We start from the raw sequence: 26,517 nt of genomic DNA, 5'->3' as shown, positions 1-26,517 counted from the left end.
AACCCTATAAACATCTGGGGGCTCAAGAAAAGGGGGGCCATATGGTAAAGTTATTCTCTGAAATCCTGGGAAAAGAGGTTGAGGTGCCAGAGAGGCCATCGAGGATCGTCAGCCTCTCTCCCGCTATAACGGAGACCCTCTACCTACTAGGAGCTGAGGACAGAGTTGTTGGCGTAAGCTTCTTCTGTGATAAGCCGCCAGAGGTCTCCAAGAAGCCCAGGGTCGGTGCCTACCTGAACATAAATTATCAGCTGCTCCAGAAGCTAAGCCCTGACCTAGTGCTCGTGACCACGGGTGCCCAGAGGGATAAGATCTCTGAACTGGAGTCCAAAGGCTACGTAGTGTACCCTATTCCACTTCCAGTCAGCATGTATGGGATACTTGATAATATTATTGTAACAGGCATAGTGGTTGGAGAACTTCCACGGGCCAGGGACCTCGCATCAAGCCTGGTCAGTAAGTTCATAAGCCTTAAAGGCGCTCTAAAGGGCGTAAAGCTCTACTATGAGATAGACCTGGGAGGGCCCGTGAGCGTAGGGGCCCACAGCTATATAGGTGACGCCTTTGACTTCCTCGGGGCTGAACACCCATTTTCAATGAGCAGGATCCCCTACATAGTTAACCCAGACGCCGATGCTATTAAAAGCTTTGACCCTGATGTAGTAGTCTACGAACAGAAGTTGGGAGAGAACGCGACGCCAGAAAAAGTGGCCAGAAGGCTGGCCTCCAGGGGCCTTGACAGTCTTAGGGCTGTTAAGGAGAATCACATAGTTATACTTGACTACGACAGTTTGGCGCACTACGGTCCTAGCTTCTTCTCCGCGCTAAATGATATGGTTGAAAAGGTCCTAAGGGTAATCAAGAGGGGCTAGCCTTTTCCTCCTTACTTATCGTCTGTGAAGTCTTTGCTTGCTCTTCCTTAAAGTAGAACTCGTTAAGGGTCCTGTTTATGTCAACGAACTTATATGACGTCTTTAGTGCGGAGAGGGCCATTGACTTGTACTTCTCGCTCCCATATATGTTTATAGCCTCGTTGAGATACTTGGAGAACTCCTCGTAATCCTTTTCATCAATTTCCTGCGCCTTTGGATCCGTGTAGATGTTTATAAGGTCTCTAAGGTCCTCCCCAAAGAGCCATCCGTTGACTCCATGTTGAACAACCTCCACTACAGCGCCATCCTTGGAAGCTACCACCGGTATGGCATTTGCAAGGGACTTCATGAAGCTGGTGCCGCTCGCCTCCCATCCTGAGAAGGGGGTGAAGGTCTGTATGTCAGCCCCTGCCTGAAGAACCTTAGCTTTAACTACGTCGTAGTCGTATATGTGTACCACGTTTGGGAACTGCTTTGAGAGCCTGTGGAATTCCTTCATGTACATAAGGCCATCCGTGTCCCTTGGATGCGCCTTACCGCCAACCACGAAGAGCACGTCGCTTAAACCGTTCTCTTCTATGAATCTGGCTATGAAGTAGGGCCTCTTGTAGCGCGTGTTCCTTCTAAGCCACACTATAACAGGCTTGTCCAGGTACTTATCGCCTATGTCCTTGTAAGCCTTTATCATGTTAATGAAGTCCTTCTTAGCCTGAGCGTGGGCCTGCCACACGTCATCCTCTGCTAAGTTATCAAGGCCCTTAGATGCTATCAGCTGCTTCAGTGCGGGGTGCTGCCACCTCTCAACGTCGACACCGTTGGTTATATGGGATATCTTCTCGGAGTACTCCTTGAACGTTTTCTTCGTTATCTCCTCATGCTTTGCTGAGACGGCGTAAGTTACCACTGCGCGCTCCATGCCTACCTTGGTTAATATGACGTATGGATCTGGACTGCCAAAGCCGAACTCCTCGCCTAGGACCGCTGTAGGGTACACGGGGTGCCCCCAGGGTCCTGGCGTGTGAGTTATGAAGCGGTACTGCTTAAACTCGGGCAAAGCCAACATGACCAGCACCGTATATGCCTCCTGCAGGTCTATGTTCCTTACATTGTCGAGACCTATGTAGTCCCTGATGTAGGTGGCGGCAGCCTTGGCTAAGAATATGTATTTGTAGATGTTCTCCTCAAAACAGTTTTCTATGTAAGCCTGCTCGCTGTACCTCCTCGCCCATTCAGGGCACACCGCCTCCATGAACACTACTTTAGCTTTACCCCTATCATAGATCCAAGGCCTTGCTATTACGTTGTTTCCCTTCACCTTCACTACAAACTCCTTCTCTGGCCTTAGCAGGGTCTCAAGCTCGATGGGCTGCTCCTGCTCCCTGGGCACAGGAGTGTTGTCCTCCTCAAAGGTATAGTCAATGTACCCATGCCTATAGAGAAGCGTTATTACGTAATATTTAGCGCCTCTCCTTGCCATAGCGTAAAACTTGTCCCCCTCAAGAACTCCTAGACCTCCAGCGTAGCTATACAGCTCGTCCAGCGCTATTTCCGGCGTGACGGAGACTATCACGTCCTTTGCCATATTTTCACCTGCAGGAGCAGGGCTCCTGGCAAATAATATTTATATCGTTAGAGCCGCAATTAGAGAATCTTAATTGGGCGACACTTCACTTAGCTCTGCACAGAACGAATCCGTCCAGATAATTGTTCCTTAAGCCGCCCTCCAGCAGTATTTCCCCACACTCTACTAGCGAGGACAGCTCTACGGCACGGCGAGTTACGTAACCCATTATTGTTTCCCCTCCGTAGGTCCTTTCTACATAAATAGCGTCGGAACCTAAGGGGCTCGCCTTAAAGTAGCCATACCTCAAGGCCTTAGATGCTTTCCGAAGGGCTATGAGCTTCCTAACTAAGTCGAGAAGGTCCTTGTCCCACAGGCTCTCATCCCATGGCATTGGAAGCCTGTTGTCAGGATCCTTGCCTCCCCTGAGCCCAACCTCATCGCCATAGTAGGCGCTGAAGGAACCGTACATGAGGGCCGTTAGAACTAAAGCTCTGGCGACGAGATCCTTAGAGCCTAATATGTCCATTACGCGAGGCGTGTCGTGGCTGCCCAGCAGGTTATAGAGCGCGTTGGCAACATGTAGGGGCAACCTAAGGTACTGCCTATTGAGCTTTTCCGAGAGCTCGAAGGCCGTCATCTCGCCCCTGAAGAAGCTCAGTATAGGGCCCCTGGCCTCGTAGTTCATAGCGGAGTTCGAAATTATTCCCATGGGGAATGCAGAGAGCTCACCCATTATTTCCATTATAACCGGCGACTCAGACCTCCTGTTCACTATGCACTCGTACAGGTATTTCATAGCGTCGTCGGGAAGCCCGTGCGCTACATCTATGCGAAAGCCATCTATGCCTCTTGCCACCCAGTCGCTTACTACCCTGCAGAGCTCGTCCAGGACGGCTCTGTTTTGATGGTTTAGCTTTGGCATTCCCCACAGCTTTGCAAAGGTCTCATAGAACGGGTCCTTAGAGCGAAGTTCCTCAGGGAAGCTCCTACAGCCAGAATCAACGTACCTCTCGAGCAGCTCTGCATCGTGGGCCACCTCATCCTTTGAGTCCACAAGGAATCTGTACCAGTTCCAGTAAACCGAGCTCTTCCACCCCTTCAAAGCGTCAGAAAACTCCTTAGAGCAGGGAGACGTGTGATGTACCACTAGGTCCAAAACCACCTTAATTCCAAGCCTATGGGACTCCTTCACTAAGTCCTCTAAGGCTTCCTCGCCGCCCAGCGATGGATCTACGCGATGTTGGTCTATAACGTCATAGCGATGATAGCTGTTAGAGACATATATGGGAGTTAAGTATATGGCTTCGAACCCGACGGATTTTATGTAACTGAGCTTCTCTGCAAGCCCTTTAAGGTTGCCTCCTATGCGCTCCCTGGGCCTTGTTTTTAGCTTAACAAAATCCTCCCTATAGCCCGCGAAGCTGTCCGGAAACACAAGATAATATGAAGTGCCCAGGTACCATGGTATAGTATCACTGTAGTAGCCGCTTTCTGCCATCCATGGCTCCCTTGATCCCAGACCATCAAACCCGAAAGGCAATTTCTTGCCGTCGACTGAAAGCAAGAAGTAGTATGCCTCGACTCTTCCGGGGACTCTCGCCTCGTAGTAGTCCCTGTAGGAGTCCCTTAAGGCCAGTTCCGCTTCAAAGGGCTTCCATGATCCTTCCACGAGAGCCAGCAGTGTTACGGAGTCCACCTCTTCCCGCACAGTAAAAACCCTCACAGCAGTGATTCCTCCATAGCCCGAGAGGTAACCTGGCCACCTTTCGTCGTGCAGTATAAGGTTACCGTGAAGCCCGCCCTCAGAAATGGCATCCCTGATTTCCTTAAGTCCTGCCTCGGCCACGCTGGCCATCACTCTTCCCATGTTTAGGCCTAGATCCACCTCAGCGGCTCTTGGGTTCTCATAGTCCGTGTAGACTCTGTAAAGGCTGTCGACAAACGCATAATGATAAAGTCCTTCCCTGACGGGTACCCGCGCAACTCCCCTATTGCCTTTCCTCTTCAGCTCAACTCTGCCCGGGAAGTATGACGTGAACTCTGACACCAAGTATATGTGCTTTCCCGCGGCCACCTCAGGCCACGGATAGCTGAAGATAAGGTCTGGCTCACCATACCTGTCCTTGCCTAGCCGTGGCCTGACGCTCATATACATGGCTTCAACACCGGCCTGCGCCTTTAGGCGTTCCATATTTACGTTACGGTCTAGCTTGCTCCATGTAAATAAGGGTAGCTGTGGGCTCTGAGTTAGCATAAAGTTAATTGCTGTCTACTCTTGAGTGTCCGCTGACAGCAGCGCTGACCCTCCTCCCGCCCAAAAGGCAAGGCTTGCCTTTCATTTCGCCAACGACTTTCCGAAACGCTAGAAGGGGTCTCTTCAGAGCTTATTAATTAATCCTGAGACTGGGAGGCGTGGGTGGGCCTGTGAAGCTGTTTGAGTATGAGGCTAAGGAGATCATAAGGAAGTACGGCATCGAAACGCCGAAGGGCGTCGTAGTGCGCGAGGGTGACGATATAAGGAAGGCCATAGAAAGCTCGGGCCTAACCCCTCCACTGGCCGTTAAGGCGCAGGTCCTGGTTGCCGGAAGGGGCAAGGCCGGCGGAATAAAGCTTGTAAATAACGTTGACGAGGCCGTCTCGGTGTCCCAGCAGCTCTTCAAGACTCCAATCAAGGGAATAAAGCCCTCTATCCTGCTTATAGAGCAGGCCATAAAGCATGATGCGGAGCTCTACGCTGGAATAGTGCTTGATAGGGCCGAGAGGAAGCCCCTCGTGCTGGTAAGCAAGTACGGTGGCATGGATCTTGAGGAGGTTGCCAGGGAGCACCCCGAGGCCATAATAAAGTACTACGTGGACCCATACAAGGGACTAAGAAATTATGAGGCCAGAATACTGGGCAAGCAGCTTGGCCTCACAGGCAAAGCACTTTCAAGCTTTGAGAACTTCCTGCAGGCGCTGTACAGGGCATTTATGGACTATGACGCTGAGCTCGCCGAGAGCAACCCGTTGGCGCTTCTGCCAGACAAGGTTCTGCCCCTCGACCTCAGGATAATAATCGACGACAATAGCCTCTTCAGGCACACGGAGTACGCCGCCACCGAGAAGGAGAGGCTCGGAGAGCTCAGCGAGAGGGAGATAGCGGCCAGAGAGAAGGACCTTGCCTACGTGGAACTTGACGGTGATGTCGGGGTTATCGGAAACGGGGCAGGGCTCACTATGACCACCATGGACCTCGTCTACGAGTTTGGAATGAAGCCTGCCGACTTCCTTGACGTAGGAGGGGGAGCTGAGGCTGAGCACATAAGGGATGCCGTTGAGTTCGTTATGAGTGACCCCAAGGTCAAGAAGGTGTTCATAAACATATTCGGAGGCATAACTAGGGCCGACGAAGTTGCCAGGGGCATAGTAATGGCGCTCAAGGACCTGGGCAACAAGGCCAAGCCCCTAGTTGTGAGGTTAACTGGGACCAACGAGGAGCAGGGAAGGGAGATTCTTAAGGAAGTGGGCATAACGCCATACAGTGACCCGCTGGAGGCGCTTCAGGCGCTTAAGAACCTGTGAGGTGATGGGGATGGGCATAATAGTTGACGAGAACACTAAAGTAATCGTACAGGGCATAACTGGCAGGGAGGGTTCATTCCACACAAGGCTAATGCTTCAGTATGGCACCAAGGTAGTCGCCGGCGTGACCCCAGGCAAGGGAGGCACTACTGTTGAAGGCGTGCCGGTTTATGATACCATGGATGAGGCGGTGAAGGCGCACCCTGACGCCAACACGTCAATAATATTCGTGCCAGCTAAGTTTGCCGCTGACGCCGTCTTTGAGGCCATAGATGCCGGCATTAAGACCATAGTAGTCATAACTGAGCACATACCCATACACGACGCCATGGCATTCGTCAATTACGCCAAGGAGAAGGGCTCCATAATAATAGGGCCCAACTGCCCAGGCATAATAAATCCAGGCAAGACCAAGGTTGGCATAATGCCAGCCAACGTCTTCACGCCAGGGCCCGTTGGAGTGATGTCTAGAAGCGGTACCCTCACCTATGAGGTGAGCTACTTCCTCTCCAAGGCCGGCCTAGGGCAGTCAACGGTGATAGGAGTTGGCGGTGACCCCATAACTGGGCTCACGTTCCCAGAGGTAGCCGAGATGTTCGAGAGAGACCCGCAGACTAAGGCTATAGTTATGGTGGGCGAGATAGGCGGCGACGCTGAGGAAAGGGTGGCCAAGATGGTCAAGGAAGGCAAGATAAGGAAGCCCATAGTAGCGTTCATAGCCGGCCGCACAGCGCCCGAGGGCAAGAGAATGGGCCACGCAGGCGCCATAATAATGCTTGGCACTGGGGCCTACAAAGACAAAGTTGCCGCGCTGGAGGACGCTGGGGTAAGGGTGGCCATAACGCCCTATGAGATTCCTAAGCTTGTGAGCGAGGCCCTCAAGAGAGCCTAAATCATTAGTCCCCAACTGCTTCCCTCCTTTTCTTTGATTGCACAACCTCGCTGGTGCCGCTTGCCACAACCTCGTATAGCACTGCAGTCTTGCCAGGCATAGGCCTTAACAGCCTGCCAAGCCTCTGTATGAACTGCCTCCTAGAGCCAGTTCCAGAGACGAGTATCCCAACGTTGGCGTCAGGTATGTCAAGGCCCTCATCGCCTACAGTGGTAACTACGAGCACGCCGCTCTTAAGTTTCTTAAACTCGTCAAGGGCCCTGTCCCTGGCCTCCCTCTCAAGGCCTCCATGTATGAGGAGCGCACCGAGCCTCTGAGCAAGCTCCTCGGCCTGCCTCTTATACTGCGTGAATATTATTATCTTGGAGCCCTTATTCAGCTCCTGCTTTGCAATATCAACTACCTTGTCCAGCTTGCTTCTGCTCTCCTGCACTATAGACTGCATCTGGGCCCTGATCCTCAGGGCCTGTATGGCGTTCTGCTCGCCCTTCTTTGCAGCCTCAAGGACCTCTTGGAAAGTCCTTCCCATAGCGAATGAGGCGTACCGCTTCCTCAGTTCATCGTATAGCTTCTGCTCCTCCGGCGCGAGCTTGACCGTGACTCTCCTTATCACGTAGGGCGCCAGGAAACCCTCCTGCATTAACTCGGACGCGCTCTTCTGATAAACTATGCCTCCTACCAGCGGGAACACCTCCTCCTGTTTGTTATCCTCCCTGACTGCTGTGGCGGAAAGCCCCATGCGATATGGGGCCAACATGTACTCCGCTATTGCCTTAAACTTGTCCGCCGGTAGGTGATGAGCCTCGTCAAAAATTACCAGGGCAAACCTCGGGGACAGCTGCCTCACGTACCTATATGCTGTCTGGTAGGTGGTCACTGTTATGTCGCCTATGGACTTCTCGTCTCCATAGAACGCCCCCAGCAGGCCACCGGCATCTGTGAACCTCCTTATGGCGTCGCTCCATTGCTTCACGTGCTCTTTAGTGTAGGCCACTATGAGGGTCTTCACATTGGCTGCTGCTATGGCAGCTATGGCCACCACCGTTTTGCCCGCGCCTGTCGGCAGGACTATTACCCCCCTGTTGTTGTTCTTTGACCAGGCGTCAAGAGCCTCCTGCTGATAAGGCCTTAGCTGGCCCACGAACTTTACCTGCCTGGGCAGCTTAGCCCTCTCCAGTAGCCCTATCTTATCATCAACTATTATCCCCTTACTGTTCAAGTGCCTGACAAGGTCATAGTATAGGTAAGGCTTGGCTATGTAGCTTCTTAGCTCTTTGCTGTACTTAAGCTGCGCAAGATACTCCTGCAGGTATGGTTTCAGCATGAGCTCGCTGGATATTACGACCTCGCTGCTAGAGTTGAGACCTATCTTAACCGTGCCCTTTCTCCTCAAGTACTCCCTCAATGTTTCCAGGTCCTGTTGGGGAATGGAGTCCTTGAGCTCCTCCAGCTCCCTTAATATGTCAACAGGGCCTAGGCCTGACTCCTTGGCCTTCTCATCGCTCAACTCAAATATGGAGAACCCTCTGTCGCGGCCCACGTATTTAGAGAACTCGAGGATCCTCTGAAAGTCCTCGTCGCTGAGCCAGCCGCGCACCTTAAACCTCGGTGGGATCTCCAACTTGATCATCCTTTAGTAACCTATAGCCCTGCACCTCGCTGGGCTCTCCTACACCTAGCTTTCTCAGGAGGTTCCTTATCTTTATAGGGGGGTCAGGCCTTGATATAAGCTCGACGCAGTCACCCTCCAAGCTGGCTGCGTCCACCTCAGGCAAATTGATGGCGTCTAGGCGAGCTTCATTTTCACAGAGCCTCACCACTACCTTTAGGACCTCGAGGCATGTAAGGGACACGAAGCACCTGGCGTAAATTTCTCTGTTGTCATCAGAGTGAACTAGCACGTCAACGTAGTTTACCTCGCTTGAGACCAGCTGTGAGAACAGCTCGTAGACATCATCTCTGCTAAGGCTCGTAAACAGTTCCTCCAGGCAGAGGGAGCTGGCTCCTGGCGTGGGTTCTAGGTCATCCCCTTCAAAGGGGTCCCCTCTTAAAACCCTCTTCATAGCCAGCCCCCTGAGCTAACGGTGCCTGGAAGTCAAAAGTAGCTAACAGACCTTTGAGCCGGGCTGGACAGGCTCGGCCACGGTAAGTATAACCGGCTTCTCAGAGTCCCCGCACGGAGCCGCCAACAGCATGCCCTGGCTCGTCAGCCCTGCCATCTGCTTAGGCTTAAGGTTAGCTACAACTATTACATACTTACCCACCAGGTCTTCAGGCTTATACCACTTAAGCAGCCCGGCGAGTATCTGCCTCTGCTCTGACCCAAGGTCAACAGTGAGCCTTATCAGCTTCCTGCTATTAGCTACTGGCTCTGCAGACAAAACCTTGCCAACCCTCAGGTCTACCTTTGCGAACTCGGAGTAATCAATAATGTTGTCACCTGCTTGGCCCTGCGGCTGGCCCTCCTGGCTCAAGAGGCTTCACCCCCCTCGCCTCCTCCCGCAACTTGCTGTTTCTCTGTGTACCACTCCTCCTTACCAAGGTAGGGCTGCCTCATGGTTAGGCCTATTCTAACCGCTGCCATTCTCCTAGAGGCCTTGCTGACCTGAGTTATCCTCACCCTGACTATGTCATTAACTCCAACTACCCTGCCGCTCTCGCGGCCCTTGAAGCTCCTGGTCTCCTGTATGAAGTCAGCGTCCTCGTCCATTAGCTGGGTCCTGTGTACAAAGCCGTCGGTAGGCCCGAGGCTCACAAAGGCGCCGAACTCCCTTGCGTCGCTTACTATGCCTTTGTCGACCTCCTGGAGCAGGGGCTCAAAGCTCAGAACCCTGTACCTGACGGGGAAGTAAATCTGGGGGTCGTTAGGCAGAAGCACCCCATCACCCTCTACGTCAGCGTCTATCACAGATATTATAATACCCATTGTCTCATCCACTTGGCCCTCAAGCTCCTCTCGAAGCGACTGAAGCACTGCCTGCTTTATCTCACCGCTGTAGGCTAACTCAGGCCTCACCCCAACCCACTCGTAAAGCGTATACTCGGCGTACAACTGCGCCCACCTGTTCTTAGCTCCTCTCCACTCAGAAATCGGGAGGCCTTTAAGCTCTCACAAGGCTAACAGGTACTGGGGTCTAGATCTGAGCGACTTTAACTTTAACGAGCTCAGGTACATGTCTGTCAAGCTCCTTAGGGCAGCCAGGGCCTTCTTTCAGCTCACTGACCTGTCTAAGATAACGGGCTTATCGTCTCCCATGCTGTCACGTTACATCAATGGCAGTACGCTGCCCTCCGAGGGCAACGCTAAGAAAATCGTGGACTCCCTCCTCTCGAGGGAAGTCATCACAAGCATTGTGGCCAAGGCCATAAAGGTGTATAACGGCTTTTACAACATAACCGGCGTAACGCTCGACCCCATGGCCTTAACACTGGTCTCTGAATACGTTGTAAAGAGGTTTGACAAGACCTTCACGTGCGTGCTGACGCCTGAGGCCGGGGGCATAAGCCTGGCCACCGCCATAGGCCTAGCAGCTAACGTGCCCATAGTGGTCGCCAGAAAGCAGAGGCCGCCCTCGGAGGAACCCATACTTGAGGCCATGTACCTCTCCGGGCCAGCCTCCTACACGGTATTCTACGTGACTAAGAGGGAGCTTCCCAAGGACTCCAGGGTCCTAATAGTTGACGACTTTAGCATACATGGCCACACGCTCAGGGCCCTGGCAGAGCTTGTCAGGAGGGCTGGGGCTAAGCTCGTTGGAACAGTCGTAGTGGTGGCCGTGGGAACTGACTGGAAAGTTGCCGAGAACTCGGAGGCTCTGCTAGAAATAAGGGGTTAAGCTAAGGCTTTGGATAGCTCTTTAGCGACTAGCGGCGCCACGTCAACTTGTTTGACGATGCTGCTCTGAGCCGGCGTGGTGTTAGCAGCATAAACCTGGGTTATGCCTGCAGACCTAAGCCTCTCTTCGGCTCCCTGAGCTAAGACGGCGTGCGCAACCATAACAATGATGCTCCTGGCGCCCTGCTCCTTAAGCATTTCTGCAGCCTTGGCCACCGTGCCCCCTGTGCTAATGATGTCGTCCACTATTATCACGTCCTTGCCAGCTACGTCCAACTGCTTTGGTCTCATGGTGATCTCGCCTGTGACTCTATCCCTTTGCTTTTCAATGTAATCATAAGATGTTCCCAGGTGCTCTGCGAGCGATTTTGCCCTTTCAAGGGCTCCAAGGTCAGGCGACAGGACCACGTAGTTAGGGCCGCTTATCCCAAGTATGTCAGCCATGTAAGAATAGGGCCTCACGTTAAGTGCGACGCCAGGGAACTGCCTTAGGCTTTCGGCTTTATGGACCTCCACTGTAGCTATGTGGGTAAACCCGGCTGACCAGAGGGCTCTCAGCACAGACCTTACGCTGACCGGCTCCCCCTGAAGAAACTGCCTGTCTTGCCTGGCATATGCAAGATAGGGAGCTACCAGTATGACCCTGTTAGCCCCAGAAGCCTTAAGCGAGTCAGCCGCCAGCAGGCTGGCCACCACTGACGAGTCCTGCCTGGGTATCATGGTCTTGACATATATCGCGTCCACGCCCTTAACATCGCATGTAACTCTAATATACTGCTCTCCATCAGGGAACTCCTTGTATTGGGGCTCACACAGGGACCCATTTATCGAGTTAGCCAGCGACTTAGCGAAAGCCCTAGACACCTCATCTGGGCCTGACACTACTGCATACAAGGCCCGCGCCCTTGAGCTTCTTTGAGTCTTAGGAATTTAGCTCTATAAGTTAAAGCGAACCCTCAAGGACGTGTATTACATGTCAGCCTAACGAGAAAGTTAAGCGGGACTTTTTATAAGCTAGCACTTTCCCTAACGTAAAACCATTATGCCTAATGAGCCACTAAAGGTTATATTCGGCAGAGCCTTAGATAATATAAAGTGGTTTGGGGACTGTATATGGGCGCACAGGCCATCGTTATGATAAACACGGACGTCGGCAAGGAGAATGACATATTTAATGAGCTTCTTAAGATAGATGAGGTCAAGAAAGTCTACATGGTGTACGGCATTCACGATCTTGTGGCCTTTGTGGAAGCGGAGAACATGGATAAGCTCAGGTCGCTGATAACTGACAAGATAAGGAAGCTTAACGGAGTAAAGAGCACGCTTACCAGCATAATAGTCGTTGGAAAGGAGAGAAGCTAAAAGGAATGAGTCCTGTTCACCCCATGCCTTCATATAATATTTTGTTAAGCGCTAGTTGTTGGCAGCGACTATACTTAAATCCTGTTGCCTGGGTTTACATCCTTAAAAAGAGTATTTGTCTGCGGAATTAAGGGTCGGCAGTACAAGATCTTGTAAAGAGCGTGACCTCCCTTGAGAAAGCTTACAGGCGACGTAGTGATCGCCGGTTTAGGACTCGCCGGCTCCCTGCTCTCACTAAGGCTTGCCGAAAGAGGCTTTAAGGTGACGGCCTTTGAACCCGTAGAGTCTTCTTACGTTAAGCCATGCGGCGAGCAGCTGACACTCGAGGAGCTGCCATTAAGGCTAGCCAAGGCCTATGATGTCATAAAGACCATAGTAAACTTTGTCCACGTTTTTGTTGAGGGTAAATACATAACCACGACCAACATGAGCGGAAACTCCAGGTGGGCCATAATAGACAAGCCCCGACTTATAATGTCGCTCAGGAGGTCAGCCCTGGATAACGGTGTTGATATAATAAGGAGGCCGTGGAATGGCGAGCGAGGGGCCCTGACCATAGATTCAAGGGGGCCCTACAACCTGCCTCTTTCATCGGAAGTCCTTGCACTAAGGGTTATAGCTAAGGTACCCGCGTGGAGCTCTGAGGAGGCAATCCTTGACTTTAGGCCCTCTTTAGGAGGCCTTTATTGGGTATTCCCTTATGATGACAGCGGCCACTTAATAAACGTAGGCGCTGGCTTTGTCGGGCTTTATGACGCCGTCCACCTAGAGGGCTTGGTCCGAGGTTACATTAAAGAAAAGATAAGCCAGAACTTTGATGTTTTGGAAGTTAAGGGCGCACCCATAAACGTGTTCACTAACCCCTCGCTCAGCACCGGCGACATTATTAACGTAGGCGAGGCCGCAGGCCTTGTAATGGCATGGAGCGGCGAGGGCAACAGGCCCTCCATAGTTTCTGCGGAAGCGTTAGCCGGTGCAATATCAAGTTATGGCATTGAAGACCGTACCTCCATCCTTAAGAAATATTCTGAGGGCATATCCAGTCTTTTAAGTTCAGCTGTGCTATCACGGCTTCTAACTAGGGCCAGTTACAGATCCCCCTTGGCTGAGGGCCTCCTGAGGAATATGCCTAAATGGGCCTGGGACCTTTACGTCAGGCAAGAGTTTGGCCTAGACGACTTTCTGAGGGCTGCCCCTCAAGCCATAGCTTCCATGCTCGCGAGGCGAGAGGATAAAAGATAAGCTTTAAAGTTAGCGCAGGAAGGCTCTACCGTGAGGGCCCGTAGCTCAGCCAGGTAGAGCGCCCGGCTCATAACCGGGTGGTCCGGGGTTCAAACCCCCGCGGGCCCATAGCCCCCTGAGGTTTTAGTAAAGCCCACGGAGCTCTTCTACGTTCAGCCACAGCCTAACCCTTGGCCAACAGATGATCATTATCTCAACGGTAAAGGTTACGTAAGAGTAAAAGAGTGCAAGCCACAGCTCAATAAGTGGCAGCGATGAGGACGGTGGAGCGACTCTGAATAATGATGTGCGACTATCCCCTGAGCTGCCCTTTTAAGTAACTGCGCATATTTAGCTCTTTTCCTACTAGAAAAACTTATAGATAAGTAAAATATATTCAGCTAATGGGTGAATTGAAGACCTTAAAATAGGCTTTTAAGCAGCTGTATACAGCTCTCTCCTTTTGACGGCGGTGCCTATGAAGCTTCCAGAGAAGGTTGACGTGGTATTCATAGGCGGTGGTGGCGCCTCTTATCCTGGGGCATTCGAGCTGGCGGAAGCAGGGCTCTCAGTGCTCATGGTTGACGAGAAGGGCAACCTGGGGGGCGACTGCCTCTACGCAGGCTGCATACCATCAAAGACTGTAAGAACAAAGATCCTGGAGTACACCTCGACCACGAATAGGATAGACCCCGAGCAGATATGGCAGGAGGTCGTGAAGGCCAAGGAGGAGGTCCAGAGGATCAGGTACGAACACCACATGGAGGAAATAAAAGAGCATGAGCCTAACCTATCCTTTGCTAAGGGCTGGGCCACAATACTTGGACCTAACAAGGTTAAGGTGGACACTGAGGAGGGAACCTTTGAGGTCGAAACCAAGAGGCTCGTCATAGGTGCTGGGGCGGAGCACGTGATAATACCAATTCCTGGTAAGGAGCTCGCCATCACTAGCGACGCGCTCTTCGCCTACCAGAAGACGATGGGTCACCTGCCAAAGTCCCTGGCAATAGTAGGTGGCGGCTACATAGGGGTTGAGGTAGCTGACATGCTGAGCAGGCTTGGTACTCACGTATCAATTGTGGAGATGATGGACAGGCTCCTGCCCAACATGCCTCCGGAGCTCTCAGAGGCCGCAATGCAGCGCATGAAGGAGGCAGGCGTTGATGTGTACCTCAGGAGCCCAGCCCAGAGCATCGAGAAGAGGGGAGAATATAAGGTGCTTAAGGCTAAGAGCGCCGACGGCAAGGAGGTTGAAGTTGAAGCGGAAGAGGTACTAATGGCGGTGGGGAGGAGGCCCAGGACCAGGGGCTATGGGCTGGAAGCGCTCGAGAGCCAGGGGCTTAAAGTCGACAAGACCGGCGTGCAGGTGACGCCTGGCCTCAGGACTACCTTGCCTAACGTGTATGCCGCTGGCGACGTCACCGGCAAGGCCATGCTCTTCCACGCCGCAGTTAAGGAGAGCGTCATTGTGGCAAAGAACATACTTACCGGTAAGGAGGTCTACAGGTTTAACTACCACTCGGTGCCATATACTATATTCACATACCCTGAGATTGCCATGGTTGGCTACACGGAGGACGAGCTGAAGGCTCTGGGGATACAGTACGAGGTGGTCAACTACTCGCTTAAGCACGACGCCCAGTCAGAGATCGTGGGCCGCAGGGAGGGCTGGATGAAGATACTGCTCGAAAGGGAGTCCCTCAGGATACTGGGCTTTGAGGCCTACGCCCACGATGCCGCTGAGCTGAGCGCTGTGTTTGCGGCAGCTATAGAGAACAACCTGACCGCCAAGAACCTAGCATGGATGGCAGGGCCTCACCCGCTGACGTTCGAGTCCATAAACTATGCCCTGAGGCCCTACTTCTGACCCTCTTTGATCCCTAAGAACTCTTTTGAGAACCTGTGAGGCAACAGCTCCGAGAGCCTCCAAACCTTTAACTTATTTCCCTCCTTTGAGAACGAGTATATTATTGTGTCGTCATCGCCAAACTCAGCTATCACCTGCAGGCACGCCCCGCAGGGAGGGGCTGGCTCCCCCCTCTCTACCATGACTAGGACTTCCTTCACTTTTCTCTCCCCGCTGCTTACAGCCTTGAATATAGCAACCCTCTCGGCGCACATGCTTAGTCCATAGCTCGCGTTCTCTATGTTAACGCCACTATAAATGGCCCCAGAGCCTGCCCTTACGGCCGAGGCCACCCGATAGCCGGAGTAGGGCGCATAAGCCCTGTCTATCGTCTCTCTGGCCTCCTTTAACAGGTCCTCGGGCGCGCTCATGGACTAAACACCCTTTATAAGTTCCGACCGTTCGCCTAAAGAGCTTCTCAACATCGCTCCCCATAGTTCCTATAGTCTCAATTATTACAACATAGCATATATATTATCTATAGAATTCTATAGAACTCTGCATATAGTATAGAATTGCTTAAATAGGATAAGTAGCACGGGGCTATTCGGTGAGCTGGTGTCCGACGGAAAACAATTAGGCAATAGCGCGAAGGGCTCCCCATTCAGTCTTCTTGACAAAGGAAGGTTTACCATGGGCCTCCTCAAAGTCGTCTTGATCTCCGGAATGGGTTTCTTCACGGATGCCTACGACCTCTTCAATATCAACATAATGCTGCTCTTCCTGACGCCCCTGTGGCACCTCACTAGCGTGCAGGAGTCGCTGCTAGCCTCCTCAGCCATATTCTCAGCAATCGTAGGTCAGCTGCTCTTTGGGAGGCTTCTGGACCTTCTTGGAAGGAAGAAGATATATGGAATAGAGGCAGGCATACTTGCCGCTGGAGCTGTACTCAGCGCTTTCTCAACCAACTTCACAATGTTGTTGGCCACCAGGACCATCATGGGCCTAGGCATAGGCGGCGATTACCCGGCCTCAGCCACCATAGCAAGTGAGTACGCGCCCACTTCTAGCAGGGGCAAGAGCGTTGCACTCGTCTTCTCAATGCAGGGATTTGGCATAGCCACAGCGGTGATCACGGGCCTCCTGGCGGCCGCATACCTGCCTGCAGACATGGCCTGGAGGGTGGTGGCCTTTGTAGGGGCGATACCCCCCGCCTTCGTTGTCTACTTCAGAAGGCACGTGCCCGAGACGCCCAGGTACTCCCTGCTTGTAAAAGGTGACGCCAGCGAAGCCAGGAGGGGCCTCAGGCTAGTCCTAGGCTCTGACGGCGAGGTCGCCAAGGCAAAGGCGCGGCGCACGCCCATCTCTGAGTTCTTCAGGGAGTACTGGCCCCTGCTTATAGGCACCACACTGCCATGGACGTTTATGGACATGGCGCTCTACGGCACCGGCGTGTTCTCGTCCTACGTGACTTCATCGCTGCTGCCTACAAAGAGCTTGACCGCCTCTGTCCTGAGGGCCGGCGTACCCCTGCTAATAGGGATACCTGGCTACTTCGCTGCAGCAGCGCTTGTCGACAGGCTTGGCAGGAAGCCCCTTCAGCTAATTGGGTTCGCCATAGTAACAGCCATCTACATCCCCATGGCGCTCTACTACATGAAGTTCATAAGCGTAAACAGCTACCTACTCTATGCCTTCTTCGGGCTCTCGTTCACCGCACTTAACCTGGGGCCAAACACCACTACATTCATACTGCCAGCGGAGGTCTACCCGGTCAGATATAGATCTACAGGCCATGGGATCTCGGCCGCCGCAGGTAAGGCGGGTGCAGCAATAACGACGTTTGCGTTCCCACTGATAAAGGCCTCCCTGGGCAGCAGCCTAGGGCTAGCGTTCATCTTTGGCCTACTGGCCGTTGTCAGTGTCATAGCTATGATAATAACTGCCGCCTTCATACCCGAGACCAAGATGGTGCCCCTTGAGGAGGCCAGCAAGGAAAAGCTAGTTGTTGAGTCCCCAGTACCCGTGCCGCACCATTCTGGTTAACTTCAGGCCGCCTTAAGCTTACGCCACCTTAATATCTCGTCAACTTCCAGCTTCCCCTTCTCTGCTAATGTAAGGCTGTTGAGAACTTTCAGCGCGCCGTGCCTCGAGAGGTACCTATTATTGTTACCACAGTACGGCGAGTAGACGCAGCGGGGGCACCCATCCTCACAGGTGCACGATGAAACTATGCTCTTTGCTATCTCCTGTATCTTAAGCAGTCTCTCGTAGACTAGCCTGGAGGCGCCGTTACCTCCTACGTGGGAGTCATAGATAACTATGTGGCCTGTGGGGTAACTGACGCCGCTTAAGTCTGTATCACTGGCCCCCACGACAGGCCTTGAGGCTGCTATGAGCACGTGCTCCAACGCGTGATAGGCACTGAGCGACGACTCTAGCGTGTCAAAATCCAGCAGCGGGTACCTCAGGGCCACCCCCTTGGTCCAGTAGTCCCAAGTTATGGGGCTTTCATACTCTACCTCGTTGAGCGTAGCGCCGCTGAGCTCATCCTTAATCACATACCCCGTCACTGAAACTTGAACGTGGACGTCCCCATAGGCGGCAGCCACGGGCCCGTAGTTGGTGGAGCTCTCAGCCCTGACTTCAAGTATATCTATGCTGTACAGGGGTTTCGTGTAAAAGTTGACGTTCTCTGAAAGCTTTACCGTGTAGGCCTTCATAGAGCTGAGGTCGAGCCTTGACGAGAGCAGCGGCTGCCCTGCGTGGTAGTACAGCGCTCCCGGATGTAAGTCGTAAAGCGCCATGGGCATTTCCCTCTCGCCCACTACCTTGTTGTTGAGGACTATCTTTACCATGGGACCCGTGGATCTCAAGCCATGTGATGCCAGAAACTCGCGGGCGGACCTCCACTGGGGCATTATTATGTCTCCCTTTAGGCTTAGAAGTCCCTTGTCGGCAGCCCACGTTATGGGGACCTGGAGTTCCCCGGGCAGGGAGCTCCTTCTCAGGACGCCTTTCTGCATTGCCAGTGCCACGAGGTGTAGCTTCGTCACCTCAGTGTTGCCCGGCTCTATGTAGCCAGGGTCGGGCTCCCTTGAGAAGAACTCCTGAGGCCTCGAGGCGTAGTAGGCCTCTATAGGGTCGTCCCCCATAAGCGTCGCCACGAGCCCTGGCCTTCCCCTCCTGCCCGCCCTGCCGGCGCGCTGAACGTAGCTCGAGTAGCTCTTCGGAAGGGACGCCATGACCACGGCGTCCAGGTCGCCTATGTCTATGCCGAGCTCCAGGGTTGACGTCGCCACGACAGCATTAAGGGAGCCCTCCGCAAACTCACGCTCAACTTTCCTCCTGTGCTCGGCCGGGAGCCCCGCCCTGTGGACCTCCGCGCTGACGTTATAGTTCCTCTTAATGATCCTTGCCACCAGCTCGGCCATCTGTTGCGAGTCAGTAAAGCCCAAAACCTTGAGGCCCTCCGAGGCCAGGGAGGCTATTAAGTAGGCCGCGAAGGACCACCTGCTGAGCCTGCCATAGTCGACGAACGCGTGAACCGCCTCCCCCCTACGCCTCCTGGGGCCTTCGACTACCTCCACGTCCTGCCTAGAGAAGAGCTTAGTCCCCAGGTCACCCGGGTTGCCTATAGTGGCCCCCGCCCCCACCAGCTGCAGCGCGCCAGCTGCCTGAGAAAGCCTGTATATGACCCACTTGACGTGAGAGCCCAGCACGCCCTGGTACACGTGCATCTCATCAAACACGGCCGCGCTTATCCCAGACACAAGTTCCCTGAAGTCTTTGGACTCGGCCAAACCTATGTGTATCATGTCAGGGTTCGTGATTATGAACGATGGGGGGTCCTCGTATATTGCTCTGCGCTCCGCTGAGGGCGTGTCGCCGTCGAGCACAGCATACCTTAAGCCGACGCCCGATAGCAGTGAGGAAAGCCTTCTGGCCTGGTCCCTGGCAAGGGCCTTGGTGGGGTAAACTAACAGGAACCTCTCCCCTCTGCTCTTGAGCGCCCTCTCTATGAGGGGTATCATAAAGGCCTCGGTCTTGCCTGTCCCCGTGCCAGCCACTATTATAGTGTCCTTGCCCTGCCTTATCCTTGATATGGCATCCCACTGGAACCTGTAGAGCCTGGCTATGCCTCGGACTTCCAGGGACCTAACTAGCTCTTCAGGAAGCCCAAGGTCTGCAACTGAGGGGCCCGGTTCAGGTTCGCCCTCAGTCTCATGATATAGGTAAATGACCTTTCCGTTGTTACCTCTAACAGCCTTACTGAGAAGTTCTTCTAGCCTCTCCACGCTTTCCATAGTTCCTGCGCCTCACAAACTTGTCCAGACCTAGAGCCCCCACAGCGGCGTCGACGACCCAGGAGAGCTCCGGGGATCCCCTGGACAGCCTCAGCTTGAACCTCTCATATTTGACTCTAAGCCTCTCGGCGCCGCTCTCGTCATACACTGTGAATGATCCCTTAACTCTCTTTCTGGGCCCCATGATAAGCGAGGCCACCACCGCATACTCACCGTGGCTGAGCTTGACTTCAACGTAACCTGCCTTGCCCCTGCTGTAAGTTCCCTTGCCAGGCCTCTGGGGTTCTGCTATAACACGTTGGTTCTGCCTACTAATCACAACAACTACGGTTCTCTTTACGTGTAAACCCCTGCGGCTCTTAGTGAGCTCAACTGGAAGCTCCAAGCCTCAGCTCCTGGTCGGACAGCTGTGACAAAGGGCTATTAGGGTAGCCTCTCCGACCGCCTTTTAGGGGCCATAATAAGAGGGTGTTTTTGCTTAATGGACGTTCCTGTCCTTTGAAGGATCGGAGGAAGGATCAGAGGCGCTTCCCGTTATAGGGGCTAGGTGGCTTAGGTCGAGACCAACTAGGCTCCTGTTAGCAGTTTCGAAACCGAAGAGCCTCCATATGATGGCGCCGCCGATGCCGAGGAATGCCATGGCTGTCATTATTGAGGCGCCTAGAACGAAGCTGCTACTAACGTACGGCAGTGCGAGGACCCCAGTTATTACGCCCGTGAGTATCCACACGAGGGCCCTGACGGCTGACACGTAGAGGCCCCTCTTGTTGGTTGGGAACAGCTCGGGCTCCAGCAGGGCCCTGGCGGCCCAGGTCAACTCCACCGGTATGAACGTGGCAGCAAACGCGATTAAGAGCGGCAGAGTGAAGGCTAGATGATAGACATAAGCCATAGCAGCCAGCACAATCCACATGGCTAGCTGAAGGCCAAATGAAAGCGTGGCAAAGGTCCTCCTTTCGGCCTTAGGCGTTATCGCAAACGCCGCTATGATGCCAACAATGGTCATTATGAAGCCTCCCAGAAGCGGTACCAGCGTTGTTACGCTCATGCCGGCAAACTGTGAAGATGAGAAGTAAGCATAGGTTATCCCATAGGTTATGTACACGAAGGCCACGTCCTGCGATATGCCTAGGGCCAGGAGAGTTGCAAACCTGAGCCCTATGCCGGTCGTAGGGACTACCGGCGCAGCGGAGCCCCCATCAACGGCCTTCCACGCGCTCTTAAGGTCCAAGGCTCCCTCCTTCGCGGCCTTCCACGGAAGGCTCTCTGAAAGGCCTATCCACGCAATAATGAAAGCCACCACAGGCGCTATGTACATTAGCATGAGGGCCAGCCTCTCGTTCATGGTTGAAGCGGCGTTGCCGTGGAACAGAAGCAGCGGCACGAAGGCCAGCGCCACGCCCAGATTACCGAAGTTGGGGGCTAGTACCAGCAGCTTGCTTCTCCTGGCCGGGTCGTAGCTCTCAGCTATGGCCGTGAGCACAGGACTTTCAAGGCCTATGGCAGCCATGCCCACCAGGGCCATCGAGGCTATCAGCAGCGCCAGGTTGTCCACGTTAAAGAAGTAGACGGGAACGTAAAGCAGCAGCCCAACTATTAATACGGCTGATGTCAGCAGAAACGCTCTTCTCCTTCCTAACCTGTCAAGCGTGATCCCAGCAAATATGGCCCCCAGCCCACCAAATATGTATGGCAAGCTATAGCCAAGCCAGCTGTAGGAGCTGGGCACTACGTTACTTGCCACGCTGACAGGGCCGTAGCTCTCCGCTAGTCCATAAACTATCATGCCTATGGACAGGGCCGCGAAGGCCAGCCACTGTTGCGAGCCCTTTGTGCTCAAGCCGGACACCAAGACTGGCCTGTGAAAGAGTCCTTATAAGCTGCGTGGTTTCTGGCTACTTGAAAATTAACTTAGTTAAGTAAAAATAGTCGACCTAGGGTGTTAAAAGGACCCGTAACTGTTCTGTTGTTATTGCTGCCCTAACATGGCTCAGTTACCTCTGCAGCCTCACTAAGGCGGCCAGCCACTTCTAAGCTAACCTTAATAGGCTTGTTTTGATTTATGTGCCGCCAGCCGTTTCTGGACCTTCGATAGTTGTTATAGCTGTTGAAGTCATATAGACGCGTAACTACGTAGGCTGACGCTTTAACGGGCCTGATTTAAAGGCTCCTTCTTAACCTTTGCTGATCCCATTTAGGAAGGGCTGCGAAGTTGGAGCATCAGCTGCTCAGCGTTGCCATAGACGACACCGATAGCCAGTATGGGGGCTGCACAACGCACCTGACTGGACTGATACTTAAGGAGCTTGGCAACAGGGCGCTCTTGGCCGACTACCCGCTCCTAGTTAGGCTTAACCCAAACATACCGTGGAGGACCAGGGGCAACGCCGCCACGGTGCTCAGGCTTCTTTATGACGGTGACCCTAAGGAGCTCATGGAAACTCTGTGGTCCATAATAGAGGAGTACACGGAGCCCCGCCCTCCCCTTCCTGGTAAGTCGCCAGGCCTAGTGGTGGCCCCCGGGAGTCCCTGGGAGTCGGAGCGACTTAGATGGCTTTACCGCAAGGCCCTCTCTGACGTCGTTACACTTGACGTAGCCACCGAGAGCCTCAGCAAGTATGGAGCGTTATGGCGTGGCGGCAGGGGGGTGATAGGAGCTGCCTCCTCTTTAGCGGCCCTCTCCCCCGGCGAGCCTTACACCTTTGAGCTGACCTTTTACAGAAGGCCGGAGAACTGGGGGAGCAGGAGGTGCGTTTACTCCGACAAAGTGGCTTACCTAGAAGGCCAGAGCAGCGGCACGCTGAACAACTTAGAGCTTGACGAGGGCACTACAAGCGCGGCCCCGGGCGGCCCTGACCCCGTGCTGGCCGGCTTCAGGGGCACGGACCCTGGGGAGCTCTGGAGGTTTGACGAGGCCCTGTGCGAGAGGCCCCACTTCGCAGTACTTTACAGGTCGAACCAGCACACGGGGGTTCACCTGCAGGCCCAGGAGCCTAGGATATATCGCTCCGTGAACATTACAGTAACCGTTAGGTCCCCTCCGCTTAAGCTTCCTGGGGGGCATGTTATAGTTGAAGTCAGCGACGGGGTGAACACATATGACGCTGCCTTCTATGAGGACTCGGGTCCCTTGGCCAGGGCTGCAGAGCTGCTCTATCCAGGGGACGTCATTATCATAGCCGGAGGCGTTAGGCCATACTCGCCCCGGGGAAAACTGACCATCTCTGTCGAGGCTATGAAGGTCGTCGGCGTGGCCCAACGCCGCGTGCAGGTCCCCCCTCGCTGTCCTAGGTGTGGAGCACGAATGGAGAGCCTGGGGAGAGGCAAGGGATATCGGTGCCCCAGGTGTGGCCTGAGATCAAGCGGTCACAAGCAATCACTCGTCGTCGAGAGGGAGCTGCTGCCCGGCAGCTATTATTATAAGATCGGCAGGGCCAGGCACCTATCCCCAGTCGGAGCTAGGTTGCCAACGATGGACAGGCTTCCAGTTACTATTAACGTCAGCGATGTTCTGAGGGTCTACTGATGTGTTAACTCCCCAGTATACACCCCTCTGTTTCCTCTGGAGGCGCCTATGGCACAGTCGCCCCTCAACTTCTATTGCAGCGCGTAGGGGTCGCAGGGCGGAGGTCCTCTGAGTTCTTTGTTGATGAAAAGTATTCGGTTTGTATAATATGTTTTTATAACAATATTTATTAATATTATTTTTATGTTTTTAAATTACATCTAATGCCTCGAGAAGACAAATAGTGAGGGAACGATCCACGAAAGAGGCCGTGTCTCATCTTCACAGGAAACAGAGGGGTGGCCCAGCTAGTCCAAGAGCCCAGGCCTTAAATACACCCCTCCGTTTCCTCTGGAGCCCCCTCCCGCTGGCCGGCTTAGCAACAACGCTAAAAAAGATCAGGAGCCTTTAGTAGCTGGGCGAAAGAATGTATACAGAGCTTAGATTTCATGGCAGGGGAGGGCAGGGCGCAGTAACCGCAGCTACCATACTTGCAAGAGCAGCGCTCTTTGAGGGCAAGTGGGCCCAGGCAATACCCGAGTTCGGGGCCGAGAGGAGGGGCGCCCCTGTCCGCGTCTATGCGAGGATCTCTGATAAGCCTATTCAGGTGCACAGCACCGTCGTAGAACCTGACATAGTGGTAGTCCTTGATTATGAGCTTCTGAAGCTGGTAGACGTTACGGAGGGCCTGAAGCCTGAAGGCATCGTAGTGTTAAACTCCCCGGTTAACACAAGCCCCTTCCCTAAGTTCAGGACCTTCTGTGTCAACGCAACTAGGATTGCTAAGGACCTGAACCTTGTGGTCAGCGGGTGGCCAACGGTTAACACTGCAATGGTGGGCGCTCTGGCCAAGGCCAGCGGCGTTGTTAGCATAGATTCCGTGGTAAAGGCCATAAGCGAGTACTTCAGCTCTCCATCGCTAGCTAAAGCTAACAGCGACGCAGCAGTAAAGGCTTTCGAAGAGATAACGCAATGCTAATTTTAAAAGTGGGCTTAACAAAATAATCTTACCCAGTACATATAAAGCTTATTTACAGTAGAGTTTGGTATTCAGTAATGGGTACATTAGGAAGGGGTGTCTGCGACGGAGGCGCTAGTAGAGAAACCCCGCACGTATTGGGCGGTGCCAATATCATATCCGGCCGAGGGGTCCTCAGGCAAGACAGGCCTCTGGAGGACTGAGCGGCCGGTGGTGCATTTGGATAAGTGCATTAAGTGCCTCTTCTGCTGGCTCTACTGCCCCGAGGACACAATACTAAGGAGGGAGGACGACTATGTTTATGTGGACTATGACTATTGCAAGGGGTGCGGCATCTGCGCTCAGGCATGCCCAACGCACGCGATAGAGATGGTACCTGAACCATCGCTAGGGAGTGAGAGGGCATGACAATGAAAGCTCTGACAGGCAACCATGCGGTCTCTGAAGCTGTGAAGCTGGCTAGGGTCGAGGTAATAGCGGCTTACCCGATAACTCCTCAGACAACCATGGTTGAGAAGCTCGCCGAGATGGTGGACAAAGGCGAGCTTGAGGCTAAGATGATAAGGGTGGAGAGCGAGCACAGCGCCCTAGCAGCCACCCTAGGAGCGGCGGCAGCAGGGGCCAGGGCTTTCACGGCAACTTCAAGTCATGGGCTCCTGTATATGCATGAGGTGCTCTGGTGGACCGCAGGGGCCAGGATACCGGTCGTTATGGCTGTGGCGGCCAGGGCCATAGGGCCGCCGTGGAACATCCACGTTGAGCACAGCGACGTCATGGATCAGAGGGACACCGGGTGGATAATATCTGTGGCCCAGGAGAACCAGGAGGCGTTTGACCTGACGCTGCAGGCCTTCAGGATAAGCGAGGACCCCAGGGTATACCTTCCCATGATCGTCACACTTGACGGCTTCATATTATCCCACACAGTGGCCCCCGTAGACATACCTTCACAGGAGGAGGTCGACAACTGGTTGCCGCCGAGGAGGCAGCCCTACGTGATCACGCCTGAGAGCAACGTGGTAATGGGCAACATAGCGTCGGACGAGGACTACTTCATGATGAGGTACTCCATACAGGCGGCCATGAAGGCGGCCAAGCAGGTTATAAGTGAGGTTGACCTTGAGTATGGAAAGGCCTTTGGAAGGTCTTACGGCGGACTGGTGGAGTGCTACCGCTGCGACGACGCGGATTACGTGATAGTAATAACGGGCAGCTGGGCCGGCGACGCTAAGAAGGCCGCTGATATGTTGAGGGACAAGGGAGTTAGGGCGGGCGTCGCGAGGATCAGGTTTGTCAGGCCATGGCCTGAGGAGGACCTCAGGGATAAGCTATCCAACAAGAAGGGGGTAATAGTGTTTGACAGGAGCGTCTCATTTGGAAGCTATGGGCAGCTCTTCAGCGACACGGCGGCAACGCTGTACGGAACCAAGGTGTCCATGAGAGGCGTCATAGCGGGACTTGGAGGCGTCGACGTGAGGCCTGATGACATAATGTCTGAGGTTATGGATTTCGTAGGCAGGGTTGAGGAGGTGGGCCTCGTGTATGAACCGCAGAGGTGGATGCTGCCTAAGAAGTATGCCCAGGTAGGTAAGGAGGTGGGCCTCTGATGCCCATAAGGCTGGCCGACCTTCCCAGGAGAAGGTACGGGATGCCAGGGAACGCCGCGTGCCCTGGCTGCCCCGAGACCATGGGGCTAAGATATGTTAAGATGGCGCTTGGGGACAACGTGGTGCTAGTGATACCCGCTGGCTGTAGCAGCGTCATCCAGGGAATAGTGCCTAAGAGCGGCATAAACTTCCCAGTGCTCAACATAGTCTTCGCCTCAGCGGCGAGCTCTGCAGCTGGCATGGAAGCTGCTTTCGAGATGATGGGCAAGAACTATAACGTAGTTGTCTGGGCCGGCGACGGTGGAACCGCCGACATAGGATTCCAATCCATGAGCGGGGCCGCCGAGCGCAATGACAACATAATTTACATATGCGTAGACAACGAGGCTTATATGAACACCGGCATTCAGAGGAGCGGTCTAACGCCATATGGTGCATGGACTACCACAACCTACGCAGGAAAGACTGAGAAGAAGAAGCCCCTGCCCTTCATAATGATAGCCCACAACGTGCCTTACGTGGCCACCGCCAGCGTCGGCTACCCGCAGGACTTTATAGAGAAGCTTAGGAAGGCAGCCTCGATAAAGGGCTTCAAGTACATACACCTACACGCGCCATGCCCGATAGGGTGGAGGTTCGACCCAGGGCTTACCGCTAAGATAGCCCAGCTGGCGGTTCAGACAGGGGTCTTCCCCCTGTTCGAGTATGAGAACGGCAAGTTCAGGCTGAGCTCCTACAGCGGCATGTATAGGAACCCACAGAAGAGGGCGCCCCTTGCAGAGTACCTAAAGCTTCAGGGCAGGTTCCAGCCCGTGCTTAAGGACCCGGAGAAGCTCAAGGGCCTGCAGGAAGAGATTGACGCCATGTGGCGCTGGATAGAGATGCTGGAGAAGTACGGCCCTCAGGCGCTGAAGTGAGGCCTCCACCTTTGTTTTAACCCCTTTATGCCACTCCACGTTTTTATTA

At 53.8% G+C, this 26,517-nt stretch carries 24 protein-coding genes and 1 tRNA gene; 14 read left to right on the top strand and 11 right to left on the bottom strand.

Annotation, left to right across the window (positions count from 1 at the left end):
* Positions 1 to 41: 41 nt before the first annotated feature.
* Entirely contained in the window at positions 42 to 872 is an 831-nt protein-coding gene (locus ASAC_RS05450) for an ABC transporter substrate-binding protein (protein WP_013266993.1), read from the top strand.
* Here ASAC_RS05450 and ASAC_RS05445 read toward each other — a convergent pair.
* A complete protein-coding gene (locus ASAC_RS05445) occupies positions 859 to 2,454 on the bottom strand; it encodes a glycogen/starch/alpha-glucan phosphorylase (protein ID WP_013266992.1) in 1,596 nt (531 codons plus the stop codon). The genes ASAC_RS05450 and ASAC_RS05445 overlap by 14 nt on opposite strands.
* 85 nt (positions 2,455 to 2,539) lie before the next feature.
* Positions 2,540 to 4,585 (bottom strand): glycoside hydrolase family 13 protein, encoded by a 2,046-nt coding sequence (locus tag ASAC_RS05440; RefSeq protein WP_158303794.1) that lies wholly within the window; start codon positions 4,583 to 4,585, stop codon positions 2,540 to 2,542.
* A gap of 275 nt (positions 4,586 to 4,860) precedes the next feature.
* Between ASAC_RS05440 and sucC the strand changes: the two genes are divergently transcribed.
* Together sucC and sucD are read left to right on the top strand one after the other, a co-directional pair.
* Positions 4,861 to 5,997 (top strand): ADP-forming succinate--CoA ligase subunit beta, encoded by a 1,137-nt coding sequence (gene sucC, locus ASAC_RS05435; RefSeq protein WP_048812840.1) that lies wholly within the window; start codon positions 4,861 to 4,863, stop codon positions 5,995 to 5,997.
* Positions 5,998 to 6,007: 10 nt separating this feature from the next.
* Positions 6,008 to 6,889: a succinate--CoA ligase subunit alpha gene (sucD, locus tag ASAC_RS05430; protein WP_013266989.1), complete on the top strand. Its 882-nt coding sequence runs from the start codon at positions 6,008 to 6,010 to the stop codon at positions 6,887 to 6,889.
* Between the two features lie 4 nt (positions 6,890 to 6,893).
* On the opposite strand, the gene ASAC_RS05425 is transcribed toward sucD, so the two are convergent.
* Genes ASAC_RS05425 through ASAC_RS05410 form a run of 4 tightly spaced genes read right to left on the bottom strand, consistent with a single transcriptional unit; the run spans position 6,894 to position 9,941 of the window.
* Positions 6,894 to 8,519, bottom strand: a complete 1,626-nt coding sequence (locus ASAC_RS05425; RefSeq protein ID WP_013266988.1) for a DEAD/DEAH box helicase — start codon at positions 8,517 to 8,519, stop codon at positions 6,894 to 6,896.
* Positions 8,488 to 8,952 carry an RNA-binding protein gene (locus ASAC_RS05420; RefSeq protein WP_013266987.1) on the bottom strand — a complete coding sequence of 155 codons (465 nt, stop codon included), beginning with the start codon at positions 8,950 to 8,952 and terminating at the stop codon, positions 8,488 to 8,490. Before ASAC_RS05420 ends, ASAC_RS05425 begins: the two co-directional genes overlap by 32 nt.
* Before the next feature lie 42 nt (positions 8,953 to 8,994).
* On the bottom strand, positions 8,995 to 9,363 hold the full coding sequence (gene metG / locus ASAC_RS05415; RefSeq protein ID WP_013266986.1) for a methionine--tRNA ligase subunit beta: 369 nt from the start codon (positions 9,361 to 9,363) through the stop codon (positions 8,995 to 8,997).
* The gene (locus ASAC_RS05410; protein ID WP_013266985.1) at positions 9,360 to 9,941 is read right to left on the bottom strand and encodes a DNA-directed RNA polymerase; all 582 of its coding nucleotides are present in this window, start codon (positions 9,939 to 9,941) and stop codon (positions 9,360 to 9,362) included. Before ASAC_RS05410 ends, metG begins: the two co-directional genes overlap by 4 nt.
* A 121-nt stretch (positions 9,942 to 10,062) precedes the next feature.
* Between ASAC_RS05410 and ASAC_RS05405 the strand changes: the two genes are divergently transcribed.
* Entirely contained in the window at positions 10,063 to 10,725 is a 663-nt protein-coding gene (locus tag ASAC_RS05405; protein WP_013266984.1) for a phosphoribosyltransferase family protein, read from the top strand.
* On the opposite strand, the gene prs is transcribed toward ASAC_RS05405, so the two are convergent.
* Entirely contained in the window at positions 10,722 to 11,618 is an 897-nt protein-coding gene (gene prs, locus ASAC_RS05400; RefSeq protein ID WP_148217175.1) for a ribose-phosphate diphosphokinase, read from the bottom strand. The genes ASAC_RS05405 and prs overlap by 4 nt on opposite strands.
* Positions 11,619 to 11,837: 219 nt before the next feature.
* On the opposite strand from prs, the gene ASAC_RS05395 reads away from it, so the two are divergent.
* The 4 genes from ASAC_RS05395 (at position 11,838) to ASAC_RS05380 (ending at position 15,174) form a co-directional block, all read left to right on the top strand.
* Positions 11,838 to 12,086: an Lrp/AsnC ligand binding domain-containing protein gene (locus ASAC_RS05395; protein ID WP_013266982.1), complete on the top strand. Its 249-nt coding sequence runs from the start codon at positions 11,838 to 11,840 to the stop codon at positions 12,084 to 12,086.
* 171 nt (positions 12,087 to 12,257) lie between these two features.
* Entirely contained in the window at positions 12,258 to 13,328 is a 1,071-nt protein-coding gene (locus ASAC_RS05390) for a geranylgeranyl reductase family protein (RefSeq protein WP_013266981.1), read from the top strand.
* Positions 13,329 to 13,362: 34 nt separating this feature from the next.
* Positions 13,363 to 13,436, top strand: a tRNA-Ile gene (locus ASAC_RS05385).
* A 349-nt stretch (positions 13,437 to 13,785) separates the two neighbouring features.
* Positions 13,786 to 15,174, top strand: coding sequence for a dihydrolipoyl dehydrogenase (locus ASAC_RS05380; RefSeq protein WP_013266980.1), 1,389 nt, complete (start codon positions 13,786 to 13,788; stop codon positions 15,172 to 15,174).
* Here the strand turns inward: ASAC_RS05380 and cdd are convergent.
* Positions 15,165 to 15,584 (bottom strand): cytidine deaminase, encoded by a 420-nt coding sequence (gene cdd, locus ASAC_RS05375; RefSeq protein WP_013266979.1) that lies wholly within the window; start codon positions 15,582 to 15,584, stop codon positions 15,165 to 15,167. The genes ASAC_RS05380 and cdd overlap by 10 nt on opposite strands.
* Before the next feature lie 262 nt (positions 15,585 to 15,846).
* Here cdd and ASAC_RS05370 point away from each other — a divergent pair, with 262 nt between their 5' ends.
* The gene (locus ASAC_RS05370; RefSeq protein WP_048812839.1) at positions 15,847 to 17,199 is read left to right on the top strand and encodes an MFS transporter; all 1,353 of its coding nucleotides are present in this window, start codon (positions 15,847 to 15,849) and stop codon (positions 17,197 to 17,199) included.
* A 2-nt stretch (positions 17,200 to 17,201) separates the two neighbouring features.
* Here the strand turns inward: ASAC_RS05370 and ASAC_RS05365 are convergent, their stop codons facing one another.
* The 3 genes from ASAC_RS05365 to ASAC_RS05355 all read right to left on the bottom strand — a co-directional run bounded on the left by ASAC_RS05365 (position 17,202) and on the right by ASAC_RS05355 (position 21,309).
* Positions 17,202 to 19,460 (bottom strand): DEAD/DEAH box helicase, encoded by a 2,259-nt coding sequence (locus ASAC_RS05365; RefSeq protein WP_013266977.1) that lies wholly within the window; start codon positions 19,458 to 19,460, stop codon positions 17,202 to 17,204.
* Positions 19,423 to 19,845, bottom strand: a complete 423-nt coding sequence (locus ASAC_RS05360; RefSeq protein ID WP_013266976.1) for a hypothetical protein — start codon at positions 19,843 to 19,845, stop codon at positions 19,423 to 19,425. The genes ASAC_RS05365 and ASAC_RS05360 overlap by 38 nt, the downstream gene beginning before the upstream one ends.
* A 93-nt stretch (positions 19,846 to 19,938) precedes the next feature.
* Positions 19,939 to 21,309, bottom strand: coding sequence for an MFS transporter (locus ASAC_RS05355; protein ID WP_013266975.1), 1,371 nt, complete (start codon positions 21,307 to 21,309; stop codon positions 19,939 to 19,941).
* Between the two features lie 363 nt (positions 21,310 to 21,672).
* Here ASAC_RS05355 and ASAC_RS05350 point away from each other — a divergent pair, with 363 nt between their 5' ends.
* From ASAC_RS05350 to porB, 5 genes are all read left to right on the top strand, one after another.
* A complete protein-coding gene (locus ASAC_RS05350; protein WP_013266974.1) occupies positions 21,673 to 22,986 on the top strand; it encodes a tRNA(Ile)(2)-agmatinylcytidine synthase in 1,314 nt (437 codons plus the stop codon).
* Between the two features lie 406 nt (positions 22,987 to 23,392).
* The gene (locus ASAC_RS05345; protein ID WP_013266973.1) at positions 23,393 to 23,944 is read left to right on the top strand and encodes a 2-oxoacid:acceptor oxidoreductase family protein; all 552 of its coding nucleotides are present in this window, start codon (positions 23,393 to 23,395) and stop codon (positions 23,942 to 23,944) included.
* 144 nt (positions 23,945 to 24,088) lie between these two features.
* Complete coding sequence (locus tag ASAC_RS07950) at positions 24,089 to 24,352, top strand: 4Fe-4S binding protein (RefSeq protein ID WP_013266972.1); 264 nt, start codon at positions 24,089 to 24,091, stop codon at positions 24,350 to 24,352.
* Positions 24,349 to 25,551: a transketolase C-terminal domain-containing protein gene (locus ASAC_RS05335; RefSeq protein WP_013266971.1), complete on the top strand. Its 1,203-nt coding sequence runs from the start codon at positions 24,349 to 24,351 to the stop codon at positions 25,549 to 25,551. Before ASAC_RS07950 ends, ASAC_RS05335 begins: the two co-directional genes overlap by 4 nt.
* The gene (gene porB, locus ASAC_RS05330) at positions 25,551 to 26,468 is read left to right on the top strand and encodes a pyruvate synthase subunit PorB (RefSeq protein ID WP_013266970.1); all 918 of its coding nucleotides are present in this window, start codon (positions 25,551 to 25,553) and stop codon (positions 26,466 to 26,468) included. Before ASAC_RS05335 ends, porB begins: the two co-directional genes overlap by 1 nt.
* Positions 26,469 to 26,517 lie beyond the last annotated feature (49 nt).

The sequence above is a fragment of the Acidilobus saccharovorans 345-15 genome (assembly GCF_000144915.1).
GTDB lineage: Archaea > Thermoproteota > Thermoprotei_A > Sulfolobales > Acidilobaceae > Acidilobus > Acidilobus saccharovorans.
This window is presented reverse-complemented; position numbering and strand designations above follow the sequence as displayed.